The organism is SAR324 cluster bacterium (assembly GCA_029245725.1).
Taxonomy (GTDB): Bacteria; SAR324; SAR324; order SAR324; family NAC60-12; genus JCVI-SCAAA005.
Genome location: JAQWOT010000334.1, coordinates 1 through 26,181 on the forward strand (window position 1 = coordinate 1; position 26,181 = coordinate 26,181).

The window sequence follows — 26,181 nt, forward strand, 5'->3', positions numbered from 1 at the left end:
CGAGGACGAAAAAAACTCTGCCAAAATCCTCGTTTCTATGAAGCCTGCCGAACGTGAGAGTCTTGAGGAAGCTGCAAATGGTCGCCCGCTTTCTCAATACATCAAGCATATCCTACGCGAACGTGGTGTCATCTGAGCGAACGGGTTTTATCGCAAAGCCCGGCTAAGATGGCAGCACCGTGCCCTAAGAAAAAGTCGGATTCAATACTGGTATAGAATTATTTCTGGGGAGAGGTCTGCATCTTGCAGCAAGACATAAGACGGGGGTGAGCCCAGGTCTCATGAGGCGCTTCCATTCGCCTGAAATAATGGGGGGCATTATTTCACGAAGATTGAATCACCAAAAGTGAGAGCACCCAGGTGATTCATCCATTTCTCACCTAGGCCCACGTTTGACAATATGCAAGAACGTTCCCTTTTTCTGAAAGTTCTTTAATATTTGTTCTTAAATACTGTTTCGATTAGTTTTATTCCTTTTCATAAAAATCTCCCAAGTCCCAATCTAGCCTTCTTTCGCTTGCCCATCTGACACTCTTTGCCGAACAATTGACCACATCTGGAATTTCACGTTTCGGTTTTTCTGCAAATTCTTTAGAATCCATGAGTCAAATTTCTTTCGCTCCTGTTCGTATTCCATTCCCGCAGATTGAATAGAGCTATGAACCCAGATAGTCCTTTCAGTATTGGCATTGATCTAGGCACAACCAACAGCGCCCTGGCTTTCATTCATCATGAAGAAGCTGAAGGGAGCCAGATTCTCTCCATTCCCCAATTGATCGATCGGAATTTGCTTGATGAGCTTCCGACACTCCCTTCTTTTCTGTACTGCCCTTTGGAAGAAGAGTCCTCCAGCTTACTAGGGCACTTACAATGGGAAACAGCCAACGAACATTTGGTTGGAATGGGAGCTCGAGTGCTGGGAGAGAAAACTCCCCAACGTCTGATCAGTTCTGCCAAGTCCTGGCTTTGTCACCAAGAAGGTCAAAAACAAGCCATTCTACCGCTCTATGCACCAGAAGATCTGGCCAAAATTTCTGCAGTTGATGCAGCAACAGCCTATCTACAGCACCTGCGAGAGGCCTGGGATGAAAGTCACCTGCAGGAATTGATATCTGATCAACAGGTTACAATCACTGTTCCAGCGTCTTTCGATGTGGTCGCCAGGGAACTGACACTTCAGGCTGCCACAGCTGCAGGATTTTCAACGATCACCCTGCTGGAAGAACCCATTTCAGCTTTTTATGCCTGGCTTGCAGAGAACGGAGAAAATTGGCGAGAGCAAGTCAACATTGGTGACTTGATTCTTGTCTGCGATATCGGAGGAGGCACCACTGATTTTAGCCTGATTCTTGTCCGTCAAGAAGAAGGCTCCCTCCAGCTTGAACGCATTGCTGTCGGAGATCACATCCTGTTGGGTGGCGACAATATGGATTTGACCCTCGCTCGGACCCTGCAACTAAAAATGCAGGAGGAAGGACGTCAATTACAGCAATGGCAGTTTTTTGGTTTGGCACATTCATGTCGTAAGGCAAAAGAACAACTGCTGCTGGATGCTGAATTGGACAGTGTTAGTGTGGTGGTACCGGGTCGTGGAAGCCGTCTTGTGGGGGGAACCATTTCTTGTGAACTAACTCGCCAGGAACTGGAAGAAGCTTTGTTGGAAGGATTTTTTTCAACATGCGGTGTGGAAGACAGGCCAACCCAGCATACTCAGCGCACAGGATTACGTACACTTGGTTTGAACTACGCTCAGGATTCTCGAATCCTTAGACACCTAGCCCAGTTTCTTCATGAAAGCAGAAAGAGAATTGGTGATGAAGAGTTACCTGAAAATATCCTGAAGCAAGAGTTTCTTGTACCCTCTGCAATCCTGTTTAATGGGGGCGCTACGAAGGCTCCTCTGTTCAGAGATCGAATCGTTGAAACTCTCAATGGTTGGTTAGAGACCATCGAACAATCCAACCTAAAACTACTGGAGTTGAGCGACCCAGATCTTGCGGTTGCTCAAGGGGCCGCCTACTACGGTAGTGTACAGAGAGGCCTAGGCCTTCGTATTCGTAGCGCCAACACTTTCTCTTACTACATTGGTGTTGAATCGACGATGCCAGCCATCCCAGGAATGCCTCCTTTCATGAATGGGCTCTGCGTCGCACCATCTGGAATGGAGGAAGGCAGTGAGGTCCACCTACCAGGAATGGAATTCGGTTTGTTGGTTGGCGAAACTGCTCAGTTCCGCTTCTTCATCAGCCGGGAGCGCAAAGACGAAGCTGGAGATCTTGTAGAAAATGCTGAAGAAGAGCTAGAAGAATTAGCCAGTTTGGAAGTCTGTCTGGAAATGGAAGATGCCACTGGATCACAGGTTGTTCCAGTACAGTTGCGCACATTACTGACAGAAGTAGGTGCTCTGGAGCTATGGTGTGAGAAGACCGATGGATCTCAACAATGGAAACTAGAATTCAACCTACGCAACGAATAATGTTAGGTCAGTGTGAGAGAATCCTCCAAGGGATTTGCCAGATCCAATGGTTGGATCTCAACAAAGTGAAGCAAATCCGTACGGAGTTTGACCAAGGCAAATTGCTGAAACAAATCTCCAGCAAAATGCTTACGTAGGAACTGACGTAGAATTGTGTGTTCAGGTTGGAGCAAAACACGATCACAGAGACTTAAGTATTCTGTCTGACGAATATCAATAAACTGCTCAACCTGATCCACATTCGTCTCACCAGGCTCAGAAGACAACCCAGCGAAATGCAGGCTTACTCGATGGCATAGGTCTTCAAGTAAATTACCATAAAGGACAAGGCTCTCCAGGAAAGAAAAATCCCGCAGCATCAGTTCGTGTATCGCCTCACACTTGGTGTAGAATAGACTCGCCTGAATCTGTCCATGATCGTTGAACAGCTTGCGCTGATTGAAATTGTACTCTCTCAAATTGCTGAGGTGCAGCAATAGCAATTGACTGGTATGATCCCAACATGCTTTGCGCTCCTCCAAAATCTGTCCCACCTGTACGGCGCGTTTTAACAGACTCTGGATCAATTCCAATGGCAAATCCAGAGCAACACAATGAGCCAAAGTGAACGGTCGCTTGGTCCCTCGAATACCAGGCATCGCAGGTTGCCAAGCCCAAAATGGGGTCCGAGCCATCTCCAACAATCCCCCAAAGGGCATCTCCTTTTGTTGCTTCCAGTGTTCACAAAGACGCTCACGCAGACGCTCATCTTGAACCAGGCTGATCCGGCGACGACCCTTGCGATCACGGAGCCCATCTAAAGAAAAGACATGTGGCAATAAGTCCGCAAGGGGTATTTCGCCAGCAAAATTCACGTTTGCAGGGTGCTGCTGCAAGTTTTCCATCATGGTTTCGTATATTTCTGGTTTGTGTTAGTTTTTGATTTACAATGCTGTAAAGATAAATTTGCTTTAATTTTGTCAAGTCAGGTTGGTTTCCGGGAATTTATCACATCCATATTCTGTCCCGTTTACATCCAAAAGTGCTATGCCTACAAATTCAAATCCCCCACTCGTCACAGCCTTACGGAAAAAAGATGCCTACCTCGATTCTGTCAGTAAGATCCGCTTTCAAGAGACAGTCTCTTCTTATCTATTCAAAGCTGGTGATCACTTCTACAAGATCAAGAAGGCTGATAGTGAACACACAAGTTTAGCGGTTAAACAGGCTTTTTGCCAAGAGGAAGCCAAATTACTACATCGACTCAATGGAGAAGAATTAGAGGCCGAAGTACTTCCTGTTTATCAGAATGGGAAAAGTTTCAGCTACAAAAATGAAGCCGGGGCCATAGCTGTAGACTACGCTCTCAAAACAACTGCGCTGAGCGAGCGCAACCTTGTGAGTCATCTGCTGGATCAGAAAAAACTCTCACTGATTGCTGTTGGACGAATCGCCCGCAAACTTGCTCAAGTACACTCAGATTTCCCTGCAAACGACAAGACCGCACACGAACGAGGACGGGCAGATGTACTGCGTTCGCTGTGCGAAGATATGCTTTACCAGATGAAACGTCACTTGGATGAGTCATTTACCCAACCTATTCGGGATATGATTCGTCATCCACTGGACAAATTTTTCGATGAGCAAAATCGGCTTTTTCAGCGCAGAGTTCGCAAGCACCGAATTGTTGAGGGACATGGTGCACTGCTGCCTGATCACATCCACATTAAGGGCCAGACTGTAATATTTCTAAGCCCTCAGGAAGCTCAGAAAAAATATGCAATTCTAGATGCTGCCAACGATGTGGCGACATTCTCTGTAGAGTTGTTGCGCCAACAAGAAGAAGAGTTGAATAGTAGTTTTCTGGATCGGTACCTACGTAGTTCTCGGGATCGTACCGACATGAGACCCTTGCTCCCTGTCTATCAAATGTATGCCGCGCTAAGACTGGGTGTTACCAATTGTGAGATGCGCACCGCAATGGCTTGGTCGAAAGAAGAACGCGAAGCGTTTCAGCAGAGGGCCATACAATACTTCAATATTGCTGTCCGTTTTGCTCGGCAACGACTACACTAATCATCGCCAACCCCAACAAGCCATCTCTCCCTCTATCTTCGACTAGAATCCAGTGTAATGAGCCATTTCGTCCAAAAATTTGGTGGCACCAGCCTTGGCAAAGCCGAGCGCATGAAAGGGGTCGCTCAAATCATAGTAGACCATCTAAAACAACACCATCGAGTCACCGCTGTCGTTTCGGCGATGAGCAGCTATAACAAGGCAGAAGGGACCACTAGTAGGCTGCTGGAAGCTGGAAATTTAGCACTCAGTGGAGGGCCCTTCTATCGAATAATTGACCTTGTAGAGGAAAGCCACAACGAGGCTTTCAGCAAGGCTGTTCGCAATCCAGAAATTCAGGAACAACTACGAGAATTTGTTCATCGAGAATTGCGTTCGCTGAAGTCCTTTCTGGAAGCAATTCATGTGATTCGAGAGATTTCACCACGTAGCCAAGACCTGATTGTTGGTACTGGAGAGCGTCTCTCTGCGCGATTGTTAAGTGGCGTGCTTCAAGACTTGGGAATTGATGCTGAATACGTTGATTTGTCTGAAGCCCTTCCAGAAGGCGAGCCCGCCCCCGAAGGACGTGCACTCTTTCCTTACCTACAGCATCAATTTAGACAGTGCTTGCCTCAGGAGACAGGGCGGATTGCGGTGATCACAGGATTTTTTGGCTTTGTTCCTGGAGGAATCATTGACCGTGTCGGTAGAGGATACACCGACCTAACTGCTGCCCTGATCGCCGCAGAGATCAAAGCCGATGAATTACAGGTCTGGAAAGAAGTTGATGGAATTTATTCCGCAGACCCTCGCAAGGTTCCTACAGCCTCTGTAATAACAGAAATTACACCAGCTGAAGCTGCCGAACTGACGTATTTTGGCTCTGAAGTACTACATCCCTTTACCATGGAGTGTGCCATCAAGGCCAACGTGCCAATTCGAATCAAAAACACCTTTCACCCAGAGAAACCCGGCACCATCATTGTCCCTGGCAAGTTGACCGAACAAAGAAGACAGCCGAATCAAACAGCTGTGGCAGTCACAACCAAACACCATGTCAGCATCCTCAACATTCACTCAAACCGAATGCTGAATTCGACCGGCTTTATGGCGCAGGTATTTGAGCTATTCAAGAAGCATCGAGTCGTGATTGACCTGATTTCAACATCAGAAGTCAACATCTCCTGTACGGTTGACCGCTTGGATAATATTCAGTCCCTGATTCACAACATGGCGGAATTCGCAGATGTGACCCTGATTCGTGACCGAGCAATACTGAGTTTAGTGGGAGAGGGAATGCACTACGCTACAGGTACTGCAGGACGGATGTTTATGGCGCTGGCCCAGCAACAAATCAACTTGGAGATGATCACCCAAGGCGCTTCTGAGATCAACATCTCCTGCGTAATCCGGCAAGAGGATGCTCCAGAAGCATTGCGCATCATTCACCAGACCTTTTTGGAATCAAATACGGGGACCAATGCGAGCAGCTGAGCGTGAGCAGTTCTTTCAGAATCTCAGCAAAGCGATTCCAGAACCTATCACAGAATTACAACATGCCAACACCTTCGAACTTCTAATCGCTATCATCCTCAGTGCACAAACAACAGATGCAGCGGTCAACAAAGTCACTCCCTCTCTCTTTGGCAGTTATCCTACTCCACAAAAACTTGCTCAGGCTGCACCAGAAGAAGTGCTGACTCATATCAAGACTATCGGTCTTGCTCCCACTAAAGCCAAAAACATTGTTAAAACTGCCCAACAGCTTTGCGAACAGCATCAAGGAGAAATTCCCGAAGACTCTGAAGCTCTGCAATCCTTGCCCGGTGTAGGACGCAAAACTGCGAATGTCCTTTTGAACACGGCCTTCGGTCATCCTGTGATTGCTGTGGACACTCACGTCTTCCGAGTTTCTAACCGCACGGGATTGGCGCGTGGAAAAACTGTGGAAGAAGTCGAGCGCAAACTGGCTCGTAATGTTCCTCCAAATTGGCGTAAGGATGCACACCACTACCTAATTTTGCAGGGCCGCTACACATGCAAAGCACGAAAGCCTCTTTGTGGACAGTGTCCCGTGCTTAATAAATGTTCTTTTCCAGGCAAGGAAATTGAGAAGGTGAGCTGACTTGAACCAAGATCTGTTCTGAAATCTAAAAAAACGATCTGCGGTTTTTGCTGAGTCAGAACATTGCTATTTCAAACTTCAGGGACTAACTCAAGAAGCAGAAGATGTTATTAATCAGGGCTGAGCAACGAAAGGATAGGCAATCCCACTGTAGAAAAAATAGGAACTGAGGGCTAGATTGTCAGCAAGTTCCAGAAGATAATCATCAGTTGATTCTTGATAGTCCTGCCTGCGAATCGTCCAGTTACGATTCTCTTTTTGGAAGCGTAGGTCATACACTCCAAAATCCAGTAGCGCTCGCTGATCCTCCAGATTCCAATACAATATATCCGCAGCAAATTCTCGTCGTTGATCCGTACTACGCACTGCGATTCGGTCTCCCTGCAGAAGGAGTTCATACTGGACCAATCGAGGTGGGCTCCATTCTTGTGGATTTTGTTGACGCAGCAGCACTCGAGAACGATCAGAAATCAAGTATCTTGATGGCACCATGGTTGTCGGAAAATCAAGCTTTCCTTGGACTCGCAATGGTTGAATTTCTCGAAAATCAATGAACTTTTGATATTCTCGACGAGAGAGACCAGAAGGCTCACTTCGTACCAGTTGTAGCCCAATGGATTGCACTGAATATTGAGCAAAGATTTGAGGATTTTGACGATAGGTCAAATCTTCTACAAAAAAGATCCCACTCTCACTTGAAATCGGTGCTGAGATTGTTTTGCCAGCAGGGGTATTGAAACGAATTTGCAACTGCATTTCATCAGCGAGCCTCACATTTGTCTGAAGCTGTTCAAACTCAAACCGTACCCGACCGCTGAGCAGGACATGTGACCATAGCTTTTCTTCTTCGGCAGCCTCTGCCAAGTCAGGATCCTGCTGACGAACAGCCTGCAAACGAGCAAAGGCTTTCACTCCTTCCCCAGCAGCCAAGTACTCCCGATAGCGCTGAAGGTTTTCCTGAGCAGCCTGACGGTTCACTCGTTGGAGGGCTTCGTGATAGATCGAATTATCAGGATTGGCGACAACGGCCTCTCTGTAGGAGATCGAAGCTTCTTCCCAACGTTCTTCTGCTTCCAGTCGTACTCCCTGATCGTAAGCGAACGAGCATCCCAGCAGGGGTAGACTCAATAACAGCAGTAATGGGCCTTTCCAGAATTGTCGCACGTCACTCCACCTGAGAAATTGGATAATTTGGAGCCTCTTCCGTGATGAGGACATCATGAACATGGCTCTCCCGTAGTCCAGCCGAAGTGATTCGGACGAATTGTGCCTGTTCTTGCAGCTCCGTAATATTTCGACAGCCAGTGTATCCCATTCCAGAACGTAATCCTCCTACAAACTGATAGACCATTTCTGTCAGTGACCCTTTAAATGGCACTCGGCCTTCAATCCCTTCTGGTACTAGTTTTGATTCTTCAATATTGTTCTGGAAATAGCGGTCTTTACTACCTTCCTTCATCGCACCCATTGATCCCATTCCACGATACAGCTTGTATCGACGACCCTGATAAAGAATCACTTGACCTGGGGTTTCTGCTGTCCCAGCAAATAAGCTGCCGATCATTACGGAGTCTGCACCGGCCGCCAGAGCTTTCACAATATCACCAGAGTACTTGATTCCTCCATCGGCAATTACAGGAATCCCGTAACGACTCGCCACGCTCGCTGACTCACTAATCGCTGTAATCTGGGGCACACCAATACCAGCAACCACTCTCGTTGTACAAATCGAGCCTGGTCCAATTCCTATTTTGACAGCATCGACTCCTGCCTTGATCAGCGCTTCACAACCAGAGGCAGTAGCAATATTTCCCGCAACAATTTCCAGTTCTGGAAAAGTTTCACGAAGCTCTCGGATGCTTTGTAGGACCTTACTAGAATGACCATGTGCTGTATCCAGCACAACAAGATCAACCCCTTTGCTGATCAATGCCACCACACGTTCCATCAGATCTCGACTTGTACTCACAGCAGCAGCAACCCTTAGACGTCCTCGATCATCTTTGTTAGCATTTGGATATTTGCGGGATTTTTCAATGTCCTTGATCGTGATCAAACCAAGCAGATCATAGCCTTCTGAGACAACGAGTAACTTCTCGATGCGATGGGCATGCAACAGAGTTTTTGCTTCCTCGAGATCAATTCCTGGAGAAACCGTGACCAGCCGATCCCGCCCACTGGTCATCACAGAGCCCACTTTTTGATCCAAATTGGTCTCAAAACGTAGATCTCGATTTGTCAGAATACCAACCAACTCCCTGCCACGAGTTACAGGAACTCCAGAGATGCGATAACGCTCCATCAACTGTAATGCATCTTTCAGTGGTTGTTCAGGCTCAACTGTGATCGGATCGGAAATCATCCCACTCTCTGATCGTTTGACTCGGTCAACCTGAGCAGCTTGCTCCTCCACACTCATATTTTTATGGATCACCCCAAGGCCACCCTCCTGCGCCATACTGATGGCCACTTTGTGTTCTGTAACAGTGTCCATTGCCGCACTCAGCAGAGGAATATTGCAATCCAAGTGTCGGGTCAGCCGAGTTTGAACAGAGATTTCGTGGGGTAAGATGTCTGAGTAGGCGGGTACAAGAAGAACGTCATCGAAGGTCAAGCCTTCCGTAATGCGATCCTGCAGCATAAGTTTCCTTTTTACAGCACAGCCAGAGGTGCCAGCCAGCATCTATGGGGCAAGAAAATTTGTTTAATTTCGCACAACAAACCACAGAACTCAATCAAATTTCCAGTTTAACACACAATCTCACCTCACCAAGAGTAGGAAAAAAACTTGTCAAAAAATCATGAACTCGATATTAATCTTTGTTTTACATTCTTCTACCCTTAGTGAGTTGCGCAGATGAAGCGAACCTACCAACCCAACAATCGTCGGCGCAAAATGAAGCATGGCTTCCGCGCACGGATGGCGACTAAAAATGGTCAAGCCATCATCAAGCGACGACGAGCCAAGGGACGCAAGCGACTGTCTGCTTAGTGACTTCAAGGCGTTATCCGAAGCGGGTGCGCCTTTGTGGTCGGAGTGAGGTGGCCCGAATCTTTCAGCATGGGAACTACCGAGGATTAGGACTGATCAGCATCAAGTACCTTGCTAGTTCCGGTTCGGAAAGCCGCTTTCTTGTCACGGTGAGTAAGCGTGTAGGACACGCACCTTTGCGAAATCGACTGAAACGCTTGCTTCGAGAAGCAATTCGCCAGCACCGATACCAAATCTGCCAGCCTGTTGATGTCTGCTTCATGATCACTAAAAAACCACAACGTCCCGTGGAGCAGACTTACATTGAGAGTGCGGTTCACCAAGCTTTCCAATTCCTTAACGCCCAGACTGCTGAAGACTAACCAGTATGGACGTCCCCTCTGCATCCTATCCTGCGTCATCATCCTCAAGATTACTGTCCCGAGGACTGATAGCCTGCATCAAGCTTTACCAATATTGTCTGTCTCCGCTTTTACCAAGATCATGCCGCTTCTACCCAAGCTGTTCCAACTATGCACTGGAAGCTCTTCAACAGCATGGTTGTGTCAAAGGTGGGTGGCTGGCGCTTCGAAGAATTCTTTGCTGTCATCCTCTTCATCCTGGAGGATACGACCCTGTTCCTGATAAGCACACCGAATCCACTAAATCTTTAAACCTCTGATCCGGCCTGAAATCACTATGGAGAAACAAACCCTTCTAGCAATCGCTCTGTCGGCTGCTGTGCTGATTGGCTGGCAGTTCCTCTTTCCGCCACCACCACCAACTTCGACGACCGTACCCACCGCCACTGACACGTCTCCCACTGTAGTGGTAGACGAGAAAGAATCAGCTGTTTCTGAAAACTCTGCTTCTCCACTGAGTGCTAGCTTACCAAGTGTAGATGAAAGCCAACCCGCCAAACAAGTTGTTGTTGAAACTCCGCATTACCGATTGACCTTCAATACTAGGGGCGCAGTTGCCGAAAGCCTGTTGCTTCAGGAGTATCAGCACAACAAGGGACGGCTGACTCTCAGCACATGGTTTCCCTATCTCACATCGTTTTTAGGGGCTAGTAACGAAGAAATAGTCACAGAGGACAACAAGGTGAACATGTTCGCCAACGACCTCGACAATGTGCATCAATTTGCTGTCGAGTTGGAAGACGATCCCCAGCTTTCTGCCCGACTCCAACGTAACGTTTTCTCTGAATCACAAGGAGATTTGCGACTTGATGAAGGTACAGCCTCCCTACAATTCGTTTCTCCTGTTGTTGACGGACTGCAGCTGATCAAGATCTTCGAGTTCTTCGCTGATTCCTTCCAGATAGGCTATCGGGTACAGGTGATTAACCGCTCTCAGGAAGCAAAGTCCTTGCGGATTCGCCACGTCTTTGGAGAAGGCCGAGTTCAGAACGATGACTATCAACAACAAGGGGCCCACATCGGGCCAGTATACTTTGTTGAAGATAGTATGGATACTGAAAGCAACAGCGATGTCCAACAAGAATTTCAAGTGGCAAACGCTGAGTGGTTTGGGGTGGAAGATCAGTTCTTCCTGAATGCAGTTCGAGCTGAATCACCAATCCGTTTCGCCTACTTCCGTTCTGCTGCCGCTCTAGTGGATCAACGGTCTATGCTGCGCCCGTACTTTGGGGCACGCTTACCTTTGGTGAGCCTACAGCCAGGTCGACAGATTGAATCAAATTTTCGTGCCTACTTTGGGCCAAAATTAGAAGACGAAATGCTGAAATTTGGTCACAATCTGCGTGAATCAAATGCAATGTTCTTGGAAACCCTGGCAGCACCACTACTGACGCTATTGCACTGGATTTTTGGCTACGTTGGCAACTATGGCATCGCCATTATCATCCTGACCATCATCGTTCGGTTACTGCTGTTCCCGCTAACCTATAAGGGGATGAAGGGGATGAAGCGGATGCAGCAGCTGGCGCCACGAATGAAAAAAATCCAAGAGAAGTATAAAGACAATAGAGAGAAATTGAACCAAGAGATGATGGAATTGTACCGCAAAAACAAAGTCAACCCACTGGGGGGATGCTTGCCGCTACTTCTGCAAATTCCTGTGTTCATCGCTCTCTACAGTGCTCTCTCTGGTGCTGTTGAACTGCGTCATGCGCCCTTCATGCTCTGGCTCTCGGACATGTCCGCTCCTGATGGCCTTGGAATCACACCAATTCTGATGGGAGTGAGCCTCTACTTCCAACAAAAACTAACTCCCACAGCTGCTACGATGGACCCCATGCAAGCGAAGATCATGCAGTACCTCCCACTGGTGTTCACCATTTTTACTTTCACTTTCCCTGCTGGACTGACACTCTACTGGTTGACCAGTAACTTGCTTTCCATTGCGCAACAGCAACTTCTTAACCGAATCAAGACTCCAGAACTTCAGGACTAGCAGGCCTTCGGCATGCTTCAATTCCTCACTCCTTTATGGCTGCTGGCTCTCCCAGCAGCCATTCTGCCTTGGTTTTGGCCGCTGCTAAAGCCACGGACTCGCCAACCTCAGCCTTTCTCTGCTTTTTTCCTGCTGCCGCCAGAAACACTGAGACAGCAGCTTAGATTTTCTCGTGAAGATTTTTGGATCAAACTTCTGCGCAGTCTCTTGGTACTACTTGCTGTACTTTTGCTAGCTCACCCTTACTGGCTGGAGGAACCTCCTCCATTGGAACTATGGGTCGTTGATGACAGTGCTAGCCTGACGACCCAGCCTTTGCTACAGTCCAATCTACCGACGGGAATACAACCGCTTCTGCTTTCAGAATTATTTCCTCCTCCAGCAGAAACCCCAGTACAAACCAAGTTTCAGGGAAGTTTTTTTGCTGGCACACCTAATCTAGGAGAGATCGGACAAGCCATCATGCAATCGCGACCAGAAACGGAACGCGATCGTCGACTGATTATCAACTTGGTGTCTGATTTTCAGCGTTCCCAATACTGGCCTTATACTCCCGTTGCGCTACCCATTGAATGGCGTTTTGAAAGACCACAAGGGCTACAATCCACACCTAATTTGGGATTACGGCAGCTTCGTGTAAAAACAGAAGGGAAGCTAAGCGCAGTTCTTGAGGTAGAACTCTTTGGGGAACAGCCACAATCTACAGAGGTGCGCATCACTGTAGAGCAAAGATCTCAAAAGCTGCACGAGTCTGTCATCAGTTGGAAAGGTACACCAGAGCCTCAGCGACTAGCACTAAGTCCTGAATACGAGCATCACGCACCTTTACAAATACTGATTGAACCTCAGCTTCCAGATCCTGACTATGACAATCACTATTACTTTCAATCGTCGCGAGGAGATGATCTGCGGGTGGGGTTACTAAGTACTGAGGGAGTTTCTGCACTTTATCGGTACGGGCTGCACCCTCTGAAGTCAGCACTGAATGCCAATGACTTCTTCTCTTTCCTATTCAGCAATCCAGAAACTCTGAAGGCGGCAAACCCTGATCTTGTAATTCTGTTGGCTGATGATCCAAGAAGATTTGAAGATATCTACCCCGAAACGCCGATCCGTCTGTTCGTACCAACTCGTCCAGCAGACTGGAGCAACTTGGCAGCAGACAATCATAGCCTGTTACCCAAAGAGCAACTCGCTCTTGACTGGAGCAAAGCTGACCTCGGGCCTGAGTGGTTGATTGAACAATCCATACCGGGCCTGCATCAAGCGACCGCTCAACAACTGTGGCTATTGGACACTGGCGTCTCAAATACTTGGGGGCCTCTCTACCAACAGCAAAGCTTCGTAGACCAGCTTCGTGACTGGCTGAGTTATCTCTGGCAAGAACACCCGAGGCGTCAGTTGGGAAGCTTAAAGGTAGGGCAACAGGTTTCAGGGGTCACACCCGGATGGCGATGGCCAGGGCACTACGAACTGAAGGACGATAATCTTACACTGGCTTTCGCAGTCAACTTGGCTGAACAAGAGAGTCTGCCAGAGTTAATGACTGAAGAGGAACTGGAGCAGATGCAGAGTTTTTTCACTGACCAGGCAGCATTTATAGATCGTCAGCAGGCGGCTAGTGACACTCTACAGGACTGGCTGCGTTGGTTGCTTTTGCTACTGTTGTTATTGGAAGTGCTTTGGGTATTGAAACGACTCTTGAGACCAGAGGCATCGCCAACCTGATTGGCCTCCCACTTTTCATGTAAGACCGTAGAGACTTTAAATTTTACTCGGGGAACACATTACGAATGACATCCTGTTCGCTGGCGGGCAGTAGGAAGATGCTTTCCATATCCTGGACCATATGCTTGGGAACAGCCTGAGAAATATGATAATTCCCTTTTCGCCCGAGTACTACATCCAGAAAACGCGTCATCAGCTCTTTTGGGGGCACAAACAGACCATCTGAAAATTGCAAATGACGCTGCTTATCTCTTGGCACAATGAAATCACCTCGATCTTCACTGTACTCAAGTTCTACTCCACTTGCGTTGAAGAAACCATAAGCCAGCACTTTTGCTTCAGCAACTCCCTTGAGGAACTCCCAGAGCGTGTCCGCATCGTTTAACAGGGTGTCCATCATCCTGCTTTCTGACGCTGGTTCCTCCGGATCAAAATCTCGACCAACTCGTTCCACATAGCCACTGAAGGTATGAGCTTTTTCCAAGACTTCTAGGATCATTCTGGCCTGCCTCGAACGTAAGGTGAGGATATTGCGCTTCAGTATGCCCATCACATCCGACTCATACGGTTCAAATCGGCCACGATTTTCTTCCCGAGACTGTCCAAGCTTGCTGATCATCTTCGAAGCACTAGGCTGACTTGGATCCGCTTTTAGTTGGGCCTTTTTCACGGATGTTGGTGCCTCTGTCTCAGTCACAGGTGCTTTGGCTGCCAAGGTGGCCAGGCGTAATTGAACCGGCTCCATGATTTCCTTCATCTCCCTAGCAAATATCTGATATTGTTGTTGTTGTGGATCCAACAACTGTTCAATCATCCATACCAGATCGTTACCGCCACGCCAGCTATCTTGCAGGTGCTGCTGAAGACTTGTTGCTCTACCGGCATAGATGCGCTGCATCTCCTTGACTTCTCCTGCTGCATCACTTTCTGCAGAGCCAAATCCTTTAGGAAAGAAACTTCCTGCTTGTTGTAGGCTGGTCACAATCGACTGGAAGAGTTCGTAGACATTACCCAGAGAAAAGGCCGCTCCAGAGAGAGCGTCTCGCTCATCGTAGGCCTGATTGAGAATTTGATAGACTTGTAGAGAAGGCATCTCCGGCTCAGCATCCAAACGCTCAATTGCTTTATTGAGCTGCCGGGCATAGCTACCCATCGTGTCTCGACCATCACGCATCAGGCGCAACGCACTCAGGATGCCCTCCTCGACCTGAAGATGAAACAACCTTCGGCCTTCCATGGAGGTCTGTAGTTGCCAGGTTACCTTCTCTGTAGAGTGGGCAATCCGGTCTCCTCTTTCTAATAATCCACTGACTGCTTTCAGGGCCCTAGCGAGAAACAGTGCGGAGACCGTGTGTGGTCGGCAGGAATCGTAGACCTTCCCAAACGCCAGAGAGAGGTTGAAGAGGATGCTCTGTACCTGTCGCAATGTCTGCCCAACCGTGTTTAAATTGGTGGAGACAAAGTGGATGAATTTCATGTCAGAGATGCATTTTTCTCTGAACTCTTTCAGGAGTTGTGGACCATTACCTGGTGATTCCTTGAAGCTCTGCTGAAGTTGTTTGAGGTGCTTGTCCACAAAACGAAATGGTTCCAGTGGAACGTGGAGATCCTGCAACTTTAGCGTCAGATCAACACAAATTTGCTCCAGTTCTTCGCGTTGTTCGACAGGGATTTGTTGGACACTGGAATGATATTGATCAATGCGTGTTTGAATATGTTCGAGGCGCTTATAAACTGTATCAAGGGTGCGCTCTGGCTCCTTGATCTGAGGCTGCTTGAGAAAGGCCCAAAGAATTTGATCCTGAACCGTTAGCAGTTTCTGAACATGATTGAAAAAGAGATAGATGATCTGTAGTTCAGCGGCCTGCAGACGGTAGTTGAGATCCTTGAATTGTGGGGAGGTGAGAAGTTTCTGTGCAAGTGGTTCGAAGGATTTGATCTGCTCCCGAACAAACTGTTGCTGCTCAGATGACATACGAATTTCTTCTGGCAGCAGGGGCCAGCGTTGCTGTTCCGCAGCTTTCCCCAAAGCCTGCACTCCTTGCCAAGCAATTTGGACAGCATCTACGATCCGCAATCCCTTGGGTTCTGTCAGATAGAAACCGTACTCTAGGCAGAGATGAACACAATGGCAGAGATGAATGATGCGCTCACTCATACCCATGAATAACGTCGCTTGCCTTTGGAAAATCTCGTTTGAGCGACACTTCTGTGTCAACTCAGAATTCAATTGATTAATTTCCTGTAGGGTCGCTACAATATTTTTCTGATCTTCTTGGCGGATGAACCAGAGATTTTCCTTAGTGAAAATCGTTTTGATGAACTGCTGAATTTCCTGAGTTTCCTGCTGCGAGCGCCGAAGTTGGGGAACACTGCTACTACGCTGGGTTTTCAGCGAAGACTGCTTCTGACGAAGGCTTGCGGCTACTTGTTCACTAGACAAAGCGCACCTGTTTCAACTGGGGGGAAGCAAATAAGTTCGACCGATTACCGCTCTTTCAACTGGGCTTCTATGCTCCACGAACCAAATAAACTGGCAGAGGCAGCGAACGAATCATGCAAAATCGATCTTGGATTCTCGACGCTATCGCAAAACCCCACGACATTCAAACTCTCAGTACTCAAGAATTAGAGCAACTATCAGAAGACTGTCGGCAACGAATCATTGAGGTCACCAGCCAAAAGGGCGGACACCTAGCCTCTTCTCTTGGGGCTGTGGAGATTGCCGTAGCACTCTTCAAAGTATTTGATTTTCGTCGAGACCGAGTGGTCTGGGATGTGGGACACCAAGCTTATGCTCACAAGTTGCTCAGTGGACGCAATGAACAATTTGGCACACTGGCTCAATATGGTGGCATCAAGAAATTCTTGAGTCGTGACGAGAGCTCCTACGACCACTTTGGGGCTGGGCATGCCTCCACATCGATCTCGGCTGCGCTGGGAATGGCGTTCAGTAGGGACTTGCAACAGCAGGCCCACTATGTGATTGCGGTCATTGGGGATGGTGCAATGACCGGAGGGCTAGCCTTCGAAGCATTGAACCACAATGGCTTCGCCGGCAAGAACATGATCCTGATTGTCAATGACAACGGCATGAGCATTGATCCAAATGTTGGTGCACTCTCCAAAATGATCACACGAGTCATTTCTTCGCCTTCCTACAATTGGCTTCGTGACGAAACCCGAGAATGGGCCTCAAGGGTTCCTTTCTCCGAACCACTCCAGCATGCTCTGCAAAAAATCAACACATCACTCAAGACCTTCCTCTTGCCAGGAATGCTCTTTGAGCAATTGGGCTGGCGCTATTTTGGACCAATCGATGGCCACAGTGTCGGAGAGTTGGTCGAGTTACTCACCCATGTGAAAGATCTGGATGGACCGATTGTCATCCATGCACTGACACAGAAGGGCAAGGGCTATTCTTTTGCAGAAGAAGACGCCTTCACTTACCATGGCGTGAGTCCTTTTGAACCAGAAACAGGAAACTTCGTCAAGAAATCAAGTAGTGGAATCAAGCAAAAAAGCTACTCCAAGGTATTTGCTGAGAAGTTGGGAGATTTGATGGAAGCCGACTCCCAAGTGGTGGCATTGAGTGCGGCAATGATGAGCGGAACCGGCATCATTGGCCTTCATGAAAAATACCCAGAGCGAGTACTGGATGTTGGTATTGCGGAAGGGCATGCAGTCACATGTGCCGCAGGCTTAGCCGCAGAAGGCAGCAAACCTTTCGTGGCTATCTACTCAACGTTTCTGCAAAGAGCCTTGGATCACATCATTCATGACGTAGCGATTCAGAAACTACCTGTTCGCTTCGCCCTAGACCGTGCAGGACTCGTTGGAGTTGATGGTCCAACTCACCACGGCTGCTTTGACCTCACATACCTCCGAATGATTCCAAACATGGTAGTGATGGTCCCGGCTGATGGCTCCGAGTTGAGACTCATGACTCAGTTTGCGTACGAACATGAGGGACCGCTAGCCATGCGCTACCCAAGAGGCAACACTGCCATCTGTGATGAAAACGCCACAGAACCAATTCAGTTGGGCAAAGGGAAGGTCATTCAGGAGGGGTCAGACGTAGCACTCTTTGCAGTGGGTGTCATGGTCGAGACTGCAATCGCTGTCGCTGAAATCCTCGAGGAACAGGGCCTCAGCGTCGCAGTGATCAACGCTCGCTTTGTCAAACCTCTTGACGAAGAGCTTCTCCAAAAGTTTGCCCGAAGCCGTCAATTAATCGTCACTCTTGAAGAAAATGTAATTGCTGGAGGATTTGGTAGTGCAGTACTGGAATCCCTGCAACAATCAGGAACTGTCGTTCCAGTGCAGACAATCGGATTACCAGATCGCTATATTTCCCAAGGCAGTCCAGAGCAACAACGGGAAGAAGCAGGATTGAGTGTGACGAAGATTGTTGGAAGCATTACGGGGCGTCTGAGGGAAATACAATTAAAATCCAAGAAATTCAGAAATGTAAAGGTCTCATAAGAGATTTTAAATTTGACTAACGACAACTCGATTAGAAAAAATATTAGGGATACCAAATTGCATCAAGTGAATCAATTTCTTATCGCCTAGTGACGTTAATGGACCTAATAATATCTCTGATCTTTTAACTCCCATTCCAGCGAATGATGAATCTGTATCAAACAGTTCAAAAATCGCAAACCCTACCTAGTGGCTTTTTCTGGCCTAATTTCAACGATCAATGAATCCGCTAAAATTTATTCCTCAATCTCTGCAGGGATATATTGCTCAACATCCTCAGTTTTCCAAAATTCTTGAAAATATTGGATGGCTTTTTTTTGATAAGATTTTGCGAATGGGTCTTGGCCTACTCATTGGTGTTTGGATAGCCCGCTATCTGGGGCCTGAACAGTTTGGTTTACTAAGTTTTGCCATAGCGTTCACCTGGCTGTTTGGTGCAGTATCTACACTAGGTTTACCTGAAATTGTTGTCCGAGACCTTGTTCGAAAACCAGACACAAAGCTTGAAACTTTAGGGACCACCGCTGCGCTGCTCTTCCTCGGAGGAGTCCTGACTTATTGTCTCATTCTAATCACTATTTTTTGGATTAGACCAGAGGATCAGTTAGCCAAAATTCTAGTCGCTATCCTCGGTTCAACAATGCTGTTCAAAGCTAGTGAAATTGCCGTCTATTGGTTTGAATCACAGGTCATCTCAAAATATACTGTATGGGTGCAGAACGGCAGCTTCCTTATTTTTGCAGGAATCAAAGTACTACTCATTCTCAACGGTACACCGTTGATCGCCTTCGCTTGGACAACGCTAGGCGAAGCCTCGATCGCCGCGATAATGCTAAGCATCATGCTTGGACTACACGGACCAAGGCTAAGGCAATTGTGCGTATCTTTAGCACGTGCGAAGATTCTTCTGAAGGACAGCTGGCCACTGCTGCTATCCAGTATAGCTGTAGTGGTATACATGAAGATCGACCAGATCATGCTCGGGCAGATGGTGGGAGACGAAGCCGTAGGCATTTATAGCGCTGCAGTACGAATTAGCGAGGTATGGTACTTTATTCCAACAATGATAGTTGCATCCGTTTTCCCTGCAATCCTTAAAGCAAGAAATAGTAGTGAAGAGCAATACTACAGAAAATTGCAGCATCTCTTCGATCTAATGCTATGGCTCTCGATAGGTATTGCTTTGCCTATGACATTTCTATCTGAATCAGTCATAAAAATTCTGTTTGGTGAAACATATCTTGATGCCAGCTCCATACTCTCTATACACATTTGGGCATCAATTTTTGTGTTTTTAGGAGTCGCTAGTAGCAAGTGGTTTATCGCAGAAAACAGACAGATTTTAAGTTTTCAGCGAACAACAATTGGAGCATTAGCAAATGTTATACTTAACTTTTTATTTATTCCTCAATTCCAAGCAGTTGGAGCAGCAACAGCGACCATTATATCTTACGCTATTGCTACTGTAATTTCAGATTTATTCCAGAAAGAAACAAGGTTTATTTTTTTTATGAAGATAGAATCCTTCAACTTACTAAAAGTAATTTATAGGATAAGAATATTAAAAAATTCCTTATAAATATAATATATTAAAAGCTATATTTTGAAAAAATATATTCCACGAATTATCATAAATTTAATCAAGAGAATTCTTTCTTTTTTTACTTGGGATCCTTGGGCGAATTATTCTTGGTCACAGGAGGGAGAGGATCGAATCTTATACAGAATTTTTGAGCAACAACCAGTTGGTTTTTATGTTGACGTTGGAGCACATCATCCAAAACGATTTTCTAACACTTACTTTTTCTACAGACGTGGTTGGAGAGGTATCAACATAGATGCTATGCCAGGTTCAATGAAAAATTTTGAAAAACTAAGACCAAGAGATATAAATTTAGAGTACGGCATAGGTTCTTTTAACGGAAAGCTTGATTACTATATTTTTAATGAACCTGCTTTAAATGGCTTTTCTAAAGAAGTATCACAAGAACGAAATAATGAGAATTCTTCTTATCGGATAAATAAAATTGTCAAAGTGGAAATATTACCATTGTCTGTGATTTTAGATCATCAACTTCCAGAAAAGCAAATCATCGACTTTATGTCAATCGATGTAGAAGGATTAGATTATGAAGTTTTAATCTCTAATGACTGGTCTAAATATAGGCCAAAATATGTACTTACAGAAATTTTGGATAGCAGCTTACATGAGATTGAGCAAAGCCAGATTGGGAAATTCATGAAAAATGTTGGTTATTTTTTATACGCTAAATGTATTCATACAGTGATTTTTAGAGAATCGACATAAAAATAAATTCTTTCTTTATTTAACTGATGAAAGCTCCTATCGCTTTATTCGTCTACTCTCGCCCAGATCATACCTATCAAACAATTGAAGCACTAAAAAGGAATCCTGAGTCTGTTCATACTGATTTAGTTATATTTTCTGATGCTGCAAAGACGCTGAAGCACGATACGGCCGTAAAACAAGTTCGGGATTATATCTCTAAAATTAATGGTTTTCGTTCGCTCACCATCCATCACCGTACGCACAATTTTGGCTTAGCCAAGTCGATCATCAAGGGAGTCACTGAAGTCCTGAAAAATCATGAGCGAGTGATTGTGATGGAAGATGATCTCGTGACCTCGCCTCATTTTCTCAAATACATGAATGAGGGACTTGATCTCTTCGCAGACAAAGACAGCGTGATTAGCATCCATGGCTATGTTTATCCGGTTAAAAAACCTCTCCCTGAAGCTTTTTTCTTACGTGGAGCCGACTGTTGGGGATGGGCGACCTGGCGGCGCGGTTGGGAGATATTTAATCCAGACGGTCAGTTTCTGCTTGATGAGTTAAAGCAGAGAGGTCTGTTGAAAGCCTTTGATTTCAATGGGGCATATTCCTACTCTGCAATGCTGGAAAGGCAAATAAAAGGGCTGAATAACTCCTGGGCAGTGCGCTGGCATGCATCAGCTTTCCTAGCTAATAAGTTCACACTCTACCCAGGACGTAGTCTTGTTCACAACATTGGCAATGACAATACAGGTACGCATTGTGGTACGAGTGCTGACCTCGATGCCGATTTGTCAGCCACGCCGATTCGTTTGGATGAAGTCGGTGCTGAAGAATCTGAAGTTGCAAAAAAAGTGATTGAACATTTTTTTCGGATGAAGCGCCCACCACTGCGGCGGATATTGGCGCACCTACTGCCAGTTACTGCTCGCCAGCAACTGGCTACCTTTGCAAAAGATTGGTTGCCACCCGCCATCGCGCGGCAGTTGCGACGTCTTCCACGGTTAGGAAGAGGGATTACCTTTGAAGGCCCTTTTGCATCTTGGGATGAAGCGGCGGATTGTTCCAGTGGGTACGCTAGTGAAAAAATCTTGGAGAAGGTTCTTGCAGCAACGCTTAAAGTTAAGCGCGGTGAGGCTGTGTTCGAACGTGATTCAGTTCTTTTTGATGAGATTCAATATTCCTGGCCAGTAACAGCAGGGCTGATGTGGGCAGCAGCACGAAATCATGGACGGTTGAGCGTTTTGGATTTTGGTGGCTCGCTAGGAAGCAGTTACTACCAAAACCAGAAATTCTTGGGTGGTCTGCAGAATGTACGTTGGTCGGTTGTCGAGCAACCACATTTCGTTGAGGCAGGGCGGCAGTTTATTCAAGATGAACAATTGGTGTTTTATTCAACGATTGTGGAATGTGTTGCGGCAGAAAAGCTCAATGTCGTGTTACTTTCCAGCGTTTTGCAGTATTTGGAAAAACCTTATGCTATTTTGAACGAGTTGGTTCGAAGTGGCGTAGATATTATTTTGATCGACCGGACTTCATTTTATAACGGTGAAGAAGATTTAATCGCTGTGCAACAAGTTGCTGAGGCAATTTATCCCGCGAGTTATCCTTTATGGGTTTTTTCCAAGAAAAAATTTATCAGTCATTTATCTAAGACATTCAGCCTTGTGACTGAAAAACTTTCACCTGAGGACCTTGTTCCGTTTGCCAGCGGAAGTTTTTCTTTTTCTGGTTTGGTACTGAGACGCAATTACCATGAAAACTAAAGTCCAAGCACTCATGAGGAAAGAGTCTTTCTTTCCTAGTTGGCTGGGTGTTTTTATCAACCCTTTTTATTTCGCCAGACTTGGTCTTGCGAATGCCATGAAGCGCTACTCGAAATCACTCAATGGAAGATTACTCGATGTTGGCTGTGGTACAAAACCTTACAGATCATTATTCGTAGTTGATGAGTACGTGGGGTTGGATATCGCTAGTGAGAGTTCACGCAAGCGCGGGATTGCGGATTATTTCTATGATGGAAACATATTTCCTTTCCCCGCCCAAGAATTTGATGCTGTCTTATGTAACCAAGTGCTTGAACATGTCTTCAATCCTAATGAATTTCTGGGAGAGATCAGCCGAGTAATGAAGCCAGGCGCAAAGATGGTGCTGACTGTTCCTTTCATATGGGACGAGCATGAGCAGCCATATGATTATGCACGCTACTCAAGTTTTGGTCTGAAAGTGCTACTTGAAAGAAACGGTTTCAGGATTCTCAAGCAAGAAAAATTAGGTGCAGATGTGTCCACTCTGTTTCAACTAACAAATGCCTATCTCTATAAGATCTCCGAACAGTGGAACACGCACATCAGACTGCTGTTTACTCTTTTTGTAATGGGACTAGTAAATTTGACCGGATTAGTAGCTCGATACATTTTTCCAAAAAATCCTGATTTATTTTTGGATCATGTTGTCTTAGTAGAAAAAACAACATGAACGCGTATCACAACAAAAAAGTGCTAATCACTGGCGGGTTGGGCTTCATTGGCTCAAACCTAGCCAGAGCTTTGGTCGCCCAAAGAGCGCGTGTGACCATAGTGGATAGTTTGATTCCCCAATACGGTGGCAATCTCTTCAATATTGAGAGCATCCGCGAAATGGTTCATGTGAATATCTGTGACGTACGTGACCCTCATGCGATGAAGCACCTAGTGCAAGGTAAAGATTTTCTTTTCAATCTTGCTGGGCAGACAAGCCATATCGACTCGATGACGAATCCACAGACAGATTTAGATATCAATGCATCGGCGCAGCTTTCGATTCTTGAAGCCTGCCGACTAAATAATCCAGAGATCAAAATTGTTTTTGCAAGTACGCGGCAGTTATATGGCAAGCCGGATTATCTGCCCGTTGATGAAAAGCATCCGATTCGTCCTGTTGATGTAAACGGGATCAACAAGCTTGCTGGGGAGCGGTATCACCTGCTTTATAACAATGTATATGGTATCCGCGCGTGCGCGTTACGCCTTACGAACACCTATGGTCCCGGAATGAGAGTTAAGGATGCACGGCAGACTTTTTTGGGTATCTGGGTGCGCCAGTTGCTAGAAGGAATGCCGATCAAAGTGTTTGGGGATGGAGAGCAGTTGCGAGATTTTAATTACGTCGATGATTGTGTTAATGCCTTGTTACTAGCTGGAGCAAGTGGGCAAGCGAAAGGCAAAGTCTATAACTTGGGAAGTCAAGAAGTTATTGGTTTGAAAGCGCTGGCTGAGAAAATAGTCAGCCTTGGTTTTGGCGGCAGTTATGAACTGGTGCCTTTCCCAGAAGAGCGTAAAGTGATTGATATAGGTGATTATTACAGTGACTTTTCTTTGATTTCTATGGAACTGGATTGGCTACCACAGGTGAATCTGCAAAAGGGGCTGTTGAACACTATTGAATATTACAGCAGGCATAAATCTGTCTATTGGGATGAGACGTAATGATTTTGATGAATGATTTCAAGGCGGAGTCAAAATTCCTCAAAGAAGAGATGCTGGCAGCGGTTTCGAGAGTAATTGATTCAGGGTGGTATGTACTTGGCCGTGAGGTCGAAGCGTTTGAACGAGGCTGGGCTGAGGTGTGCGGTGTTTCGCATACGGTCGGTGTGGGCAATGGTATGGATGCCATTGAGATCATCTTACGTTCTTTGCAGATAGGGCCAGGAGATGAAGTAATCACTACCCCAATGACCGCTTTCGCAACATTTCTTGGAATCATGCGGGCCGGTGCGATTCCTGTATTAGCGGATATTGACCCAGAGACAGCTTTGCTGGATCGAGACAGTGTTGTGCGTTGTATTTCGCCAAAAACAAAAGCCATCATTCTTGTACATCTCTATGGCCAAGTGCGGGATATGGATGCTTGGTTACAGTTTTGCGAGTCGGAAGATATTTATTTGATTGAGGATTGTGCGCAGTCACATTTAGCAACATGGCATGGACGAGTTGCCGGAAGTTTCGGTAAGGCTGGTGCCTATAGCTTTTACCCCACCAAGAACCTAGGTGGACTTGGAGATGGGGGAGCGGTTATTACCGATGATGAAAATCTAGCTGAGAAAGCGAAGCAATTACGAAATTATGGTCAGAGTACCCGCTACCACCACCCAGAGATAGGGATGAACAGCCGGCTTGACGAGATTCAGGCGGCTTTACTCTCTGAGAGATTGAAGTGGTTAGAAAAATTCAACGATCGTCGAAGACAAATCGCTCAAAGATATTTTGAAGAAATCAAGAATCCGCTAATTCAGCACTTAGCAAAACCCCAAGAACAATCAGCGCATGTCTATCATCTTTTCGTATTAACATGCCCTTGGCGTGACCAGTTGATCGAACACCTCCAGCAATCAAAAATCCAGACCCTCATTCATTACCCCATCCCTATTCATCTTCAGCGTTCCAGCCAAAGCTTAAAACGGGATCCAGCGGGTTTGGTCTCAAGTGAGACTCATGCTGAAACCTGCTTATCGATTCCTTGTCACCCACAAATGAATGATGATGATATAGAGGTTGTCATTAATGCGGTAAACCGCTTTCAAGTTTGATGATGGAACATTTCGTCACTCTATTCAACAGTCTCTTTTTACCTCAAGGATTGGCTCTTTATCACTCAATGGTGAGAAAAGTCCCCAATTTTACACTTTGGGTGCTGTGTGTAGATGAGCAGACATACTTTTCACTTCACCAAAAGAATCTCCCTTTCTTGAGAATGCTTAGACTTTCAGAGTGGGAAACTACTGAGCTTCTTGAAGTCAAAAAAGATCGTAGTATTGGTGAATATTGTTGGACTCTAACACCGTTTGCTCCACGATTTGTGTTTTCAGCTGACCCTAGCATTAAAAGGGTGACTTATTTGGATGCTGACTTATGGTTTTTGCAAGATCCATCTCCTATTTTTAACGAATTTAACAGATCTTTAAAGAAAGTTTTGATCACTGAACATGCTTATGCTCCAGAATATGACAAAAGTGCAACTTGTGGAAAATATTGTGTTCAGTTTATGATTTTTGATCGACTCGGTGGTGAACATGTTCGAGATTGGTGGGAAAAAAAGTGTTTGGAATGGTGTTATAACAGGATTGAGGAAGGAAAGTTTGGCGATCAAAAATATCTTGATGACTGGGCATTTCAATTCACTGAAACAGTCCATATTTTACAGCATAAAGAGTGGATTCAAGCACCATGGAATGCAATTAGATTTCCTTATTCAGATGCAATTATTTGGCATTTTCAAGGGCTACGTATAGAAAAAAGCAGAATACGTTGGTTTCAGGATTATATTGTTCCAAAAGTAACATTGAAACATATTTATCAACCTTATATCAATGAATTATTGACTATTATTAAACAATTAAATTTTAAACAGATTCAAGGTAAACCAGAGTCATCATTAATGCTCTTGTTGAGAAGAATAAGATTTTTTTTTAGAAAGACCATGACTATTAAAGACATAGTTATTTATTCTAAAAATAAACTACCCTAGTAAATTTAGATTCATTTTAATTGATTTAATTTTCTGCTATTCACATATTAACTAAAAGGAATTATCTTAGATACTTTATGCTTTAACTTCTCTACCAACCACTTAAATCAGATATCTGGCATTCCCTGCCATTTCAAACGGTT

The 26,181-nt window shown here is 45.9% G+C and carries 22 protein-coding genes; 17 read left to right on the top strand and 5 right to left on the bottom strand.

Features of this window, described 5'->3' with window-relative positions:
• Positions 1–467: 467 nt before the first annotated feature.
• Positions 468–602, bottom strand: coding sequence for a hypothetical protein (locus tag P8O70_18085; GenBank protein MDG2198748.1), 135 nt, complete (start codon positions 600–602; stop codon positions 468–470).
• Positions 603–658: 56 nt separating this feature from the next.
• Between P8O70_18085 and P8O70_18090 the strand changes: the two genes are divergently transcribed.
• Positions 659–2,476: an Hsp70 family protein gene (locus tag P8O70_18090; protein MDG2198749.1), complete on the top strand. Its 1,818-nt coding sequence runs from the start codon at positions 659–661 to the stop codon at positions 2,474–2,476.
• A 2-nt stretch (positions 2,477–2,478) separates the two neighbouring features.
• On the opposite strand, the gene P8O70_18095 is transcribed toward P8O70_18090, so the two are convergent.
• Complete coding sequence (locus P8O70_18095) at positions 2,479–3,363, bottom strand: hypothetical protein (GenBank protein ID MDG2198750.1); 885 nt, start codon at positions 3,361–3,363, stop codon at positions 2,479–2,481.
• Between the two features lie 139 nt (positions 3,364–3,502).
• Between P8O70_18095 and P8O70_18100 the strand changes: the two genes are divergently transcribed.
• Genes P8O70_18100 through nth form a run of 3 tightly spaced genes read left to right on the top strand, consistent with a single transcriptional unit; the run spans position 3,503 to position 6,638 of the window.
• A complete protein-coding gene (locus tag P8O70_18100; protein MDG2198751.1) occupies positions 3,503–4,531 on the top strand; it encodes a hypothetical protein in 1,029 nt (342 codons plus the stop codon).
• Between the two features lie 57 nt (positions 4,532–4,588).
• Entirely contained in the window at positions 4,589–6,007 is a 1,419-nt protein-coding gene (locus tag P8O70_18105; protein MDG2198752.1) for an aspartate kinase, read from the top strand.
• Positions 5,994–6,638 (top strand): endonuclease III, encoded by a 645-nt coding sequence (gene nth / locus P8O70_18110; GenBank protein ID MDG2198753.1) that lies wholly within the window; start codon positions 5,994–5,996, stop codon positions 6,636–6,638. The genes P8O70_18105 and nth overlap by 14 nt, the downstream gene beginning before the upstream one ends.
• 114 nt (positions 6,639–6,752) lie before the next feature.
• Here nth and P8O70_18115 read toward each other — a convergent pair whose 3' ends face one another.
• Together P8O70_18115 and guaB are read right to left on the bottom strand one after the other, a co-directional pair.
• Positions 6,753–7,802: a hypothetical protein gene (locus tag P8O70_18115; GenBank protein MDG2198754.1), complete on the bottom strand. Its 1,050-nt coding sequence runs from the start codon at positions 7,800–7,802 to the stop codon at positions 6,753–6,755.
• A 1-nt stretch (position 7,803) separates the two neighbouring features.
• On the bottom strand, positions 7,804–9,279 hold the full coding sequence (gene guaB, locus P8O70_18120; protein ID MDG2198755.1) for an IMP dehydrogenase: 1,476 nt from the start codon (positions 9,277–9,279) through the stop codon (positions 7,804–7,806).
• A 216-nt stretch (positions 9,280–9,495) separates the two neighbouring features.
• On the opposite strand from guaB, the gene rpmH reads away from it, so the two are divergent.
• From rpmH to P8O70_18145, 5 genes are read left to right on the top strand one after another with little or no spacing between them, the layout of a single operon-like run.
• Positions 9,496–9,630 (top strand): 50S ribosomal protein L34, encoded by a 135-nt coding sequence (rpmH, locus tag P8O70_18125; GenBank protein MDG2198756.1) that lies wholly within the window; start codon positions 9,496–9,498, stop codon positions 9,628–9,630.
• Between the two features lie 26 nt (positions 9,631–9,656).
• Entirely contained in the window at positions 9,657–9,992 is a 336-nt protein-coding gene (gene rnpA / locus P8O70_18130) for a ribonuclease P protein component (GenBank protein MDG2198757.1), read from the top strand.
• Between the two features lie 5 nt (positions 9,993–9,997).
• The gene (gene yidD / locus P8O70_18135; GenBank protein ID MDG2198758.1) at positions 9,998–10,291 is read left to right on the top strand and encodes a membrane protein insertion efficiency factor YidD; all 294 of its coding nucleotides are present in this window, start codon (positions 9,998–10,000) and stop codon (positions 10,289–10,291) included.
• A 17-nt stretch (positions 10,292–10,308) separates the two neighbouring features.
• Positions 10,309–12,027, top strand: a complete 1,719-nt coding sequence (yidC, locus tag P8O70_18140) for a membrane protein insertase YidC (GenBank protein MDG2198759.1) — start codon at positions 10,309–10,311, stop codon at positions 12,025–12,027.
• Positions 12,028–12,039: 12 nt separating this feature from the next.
• Positions 12,040–13,755, top strand: a complete 1,716-nt coding sequence (locus P8O70_18145; GenBank protein ID MDG2198760.1) for a BatA domain-containing protein — start codon at positions 12,040–12,042, stop codon at positions 13,753–13,755.
• A 43-nt stretch (positions 13,756–13,798) separates the two neighbouring features.
• Here the strand turns inward: P8O70_18145 and P8O70_18150 are convergent, their stop codons facing one another.
• Positions 13,799–16,198 carry a hypothetical protein gene (locus P8O70_18150; GenBank protein ID MDG2198761.1) on the bottom strand — a complete coding sequence of 800 codons (2,400 nt, stop codon included), beginning with the start codon at positions 16,196–16,198 and terminating at the stop codon, positions 13,799–13,801.
• Between the two features lie 113 nt (positions 16,199–16,311).
• On the opposite strand from P8O70_18150, the gene dxs reads away from it, so the two are divergent.
• The 8 genes from dxs (at position 16,312) to P8O70_18190 (ending at position 26,038) form a co-directional block, all read left to right on the top strand.
• Positions 16,312–18,240: a 1-deoxy-D-xylulose-5-phosphate synthase gene (dxs, locus tag P8O70_18155; GenBank protein ID MDG2198762.1), complete on the top strand. Its 1,929-nt coding sequence runs from the start codon at positions 16,312–16,314 to the stop codon at positions 18,238–18,240.
• Between the two features lie 220 nt (positions 18,241–18,460).
• Positions 18,461–19,819 carry a flippase gene (locus tag P8O70_18160; protein MDG2198763.1) on the top strand — a complete coding sequence of 453 codons (1,359 nt, stop codon included), beginning with the start codon at positions 18,461–18,463 and terminating at the stop codon, positions 19,817–19,819.
• Between the two features lie 24 nt (positions 19,820–19,843).
• A complete protein-coding gene (locus tag P8O70_18165) occupies positions 19,844–20,548 on the top strand; it encodes an FkbM family methyltransferase (protein ID MDG2198764.1) in 705 nt (234 codons plus the stop codon).
• A gap of 26 nt (positions 20,549–20,574) precedes the next feature.
• Complete coding sequence (locus P8O70_18170; protein MDG2198765.1) at positions 20,575–22,299, top strand: methyltransferase, TIGR04325 family; 1,725 nt, start codon at positions 20,575–20,577, stop codon at positions 22,297–22,299.
• The gene (locus P8O70_18175) at positions 22,289–23,011 is read left to right on the top strand and encodes a class I SAM-dependent methyltransferase (protein ID MDG2198766.1); all 723 of its coding nucleotides are present in this window, start codon (positions 22,289–22,291) and stop codon (positions 23,009–23,011) included. Before P8O70_18170 ends, P8O70_18175 begins: the two co-directional genes overlap by 11 nt.
• A complete protein-coding gene (locus tag P8O70_18180) occupies positions 23,008–24,000 on the top strand; it encodes an NAD-dependent epimerase/dehydratase family protein (protein ID MDG2198767.1) in 993 nt (330 codons plus the stop codon). Before P8O70_18175 ends, P8O70_18180 begins: the two co-directional genes overlap by 4 nt.
• Entirely contained in the window at positions 24,000–25,100 is a 1,101-nt protein-coding gene (locus tag P8O70_18185) for a DegT/DnrJ/EryC1/StrS family aminotransferase (protein ID MDG2198768.1), read from the top strand. The genes P8O70_18180 and P8O70_18185 overlap by 1 nt, the downstream gene beginning before the upstream one ends.
• The gene (locus tag P8O70_18190) at positions 25,100–26,038 is read left to right on the top strand and encodes a glycosyl transferase (protein ID MDG2198769.1); all 939 of its coding nucleotides are present in this window, start codon (positions 25,100–25,102) and stop codon (positions 26,036–26,038) included. The genes P8O70_18185 and P8O70_18190 overlap by 1 nt, the downstream gene beginning before the upstream one ends.
• Positions 26,039–26,181 lie beyond the last annotated feature (143 nt).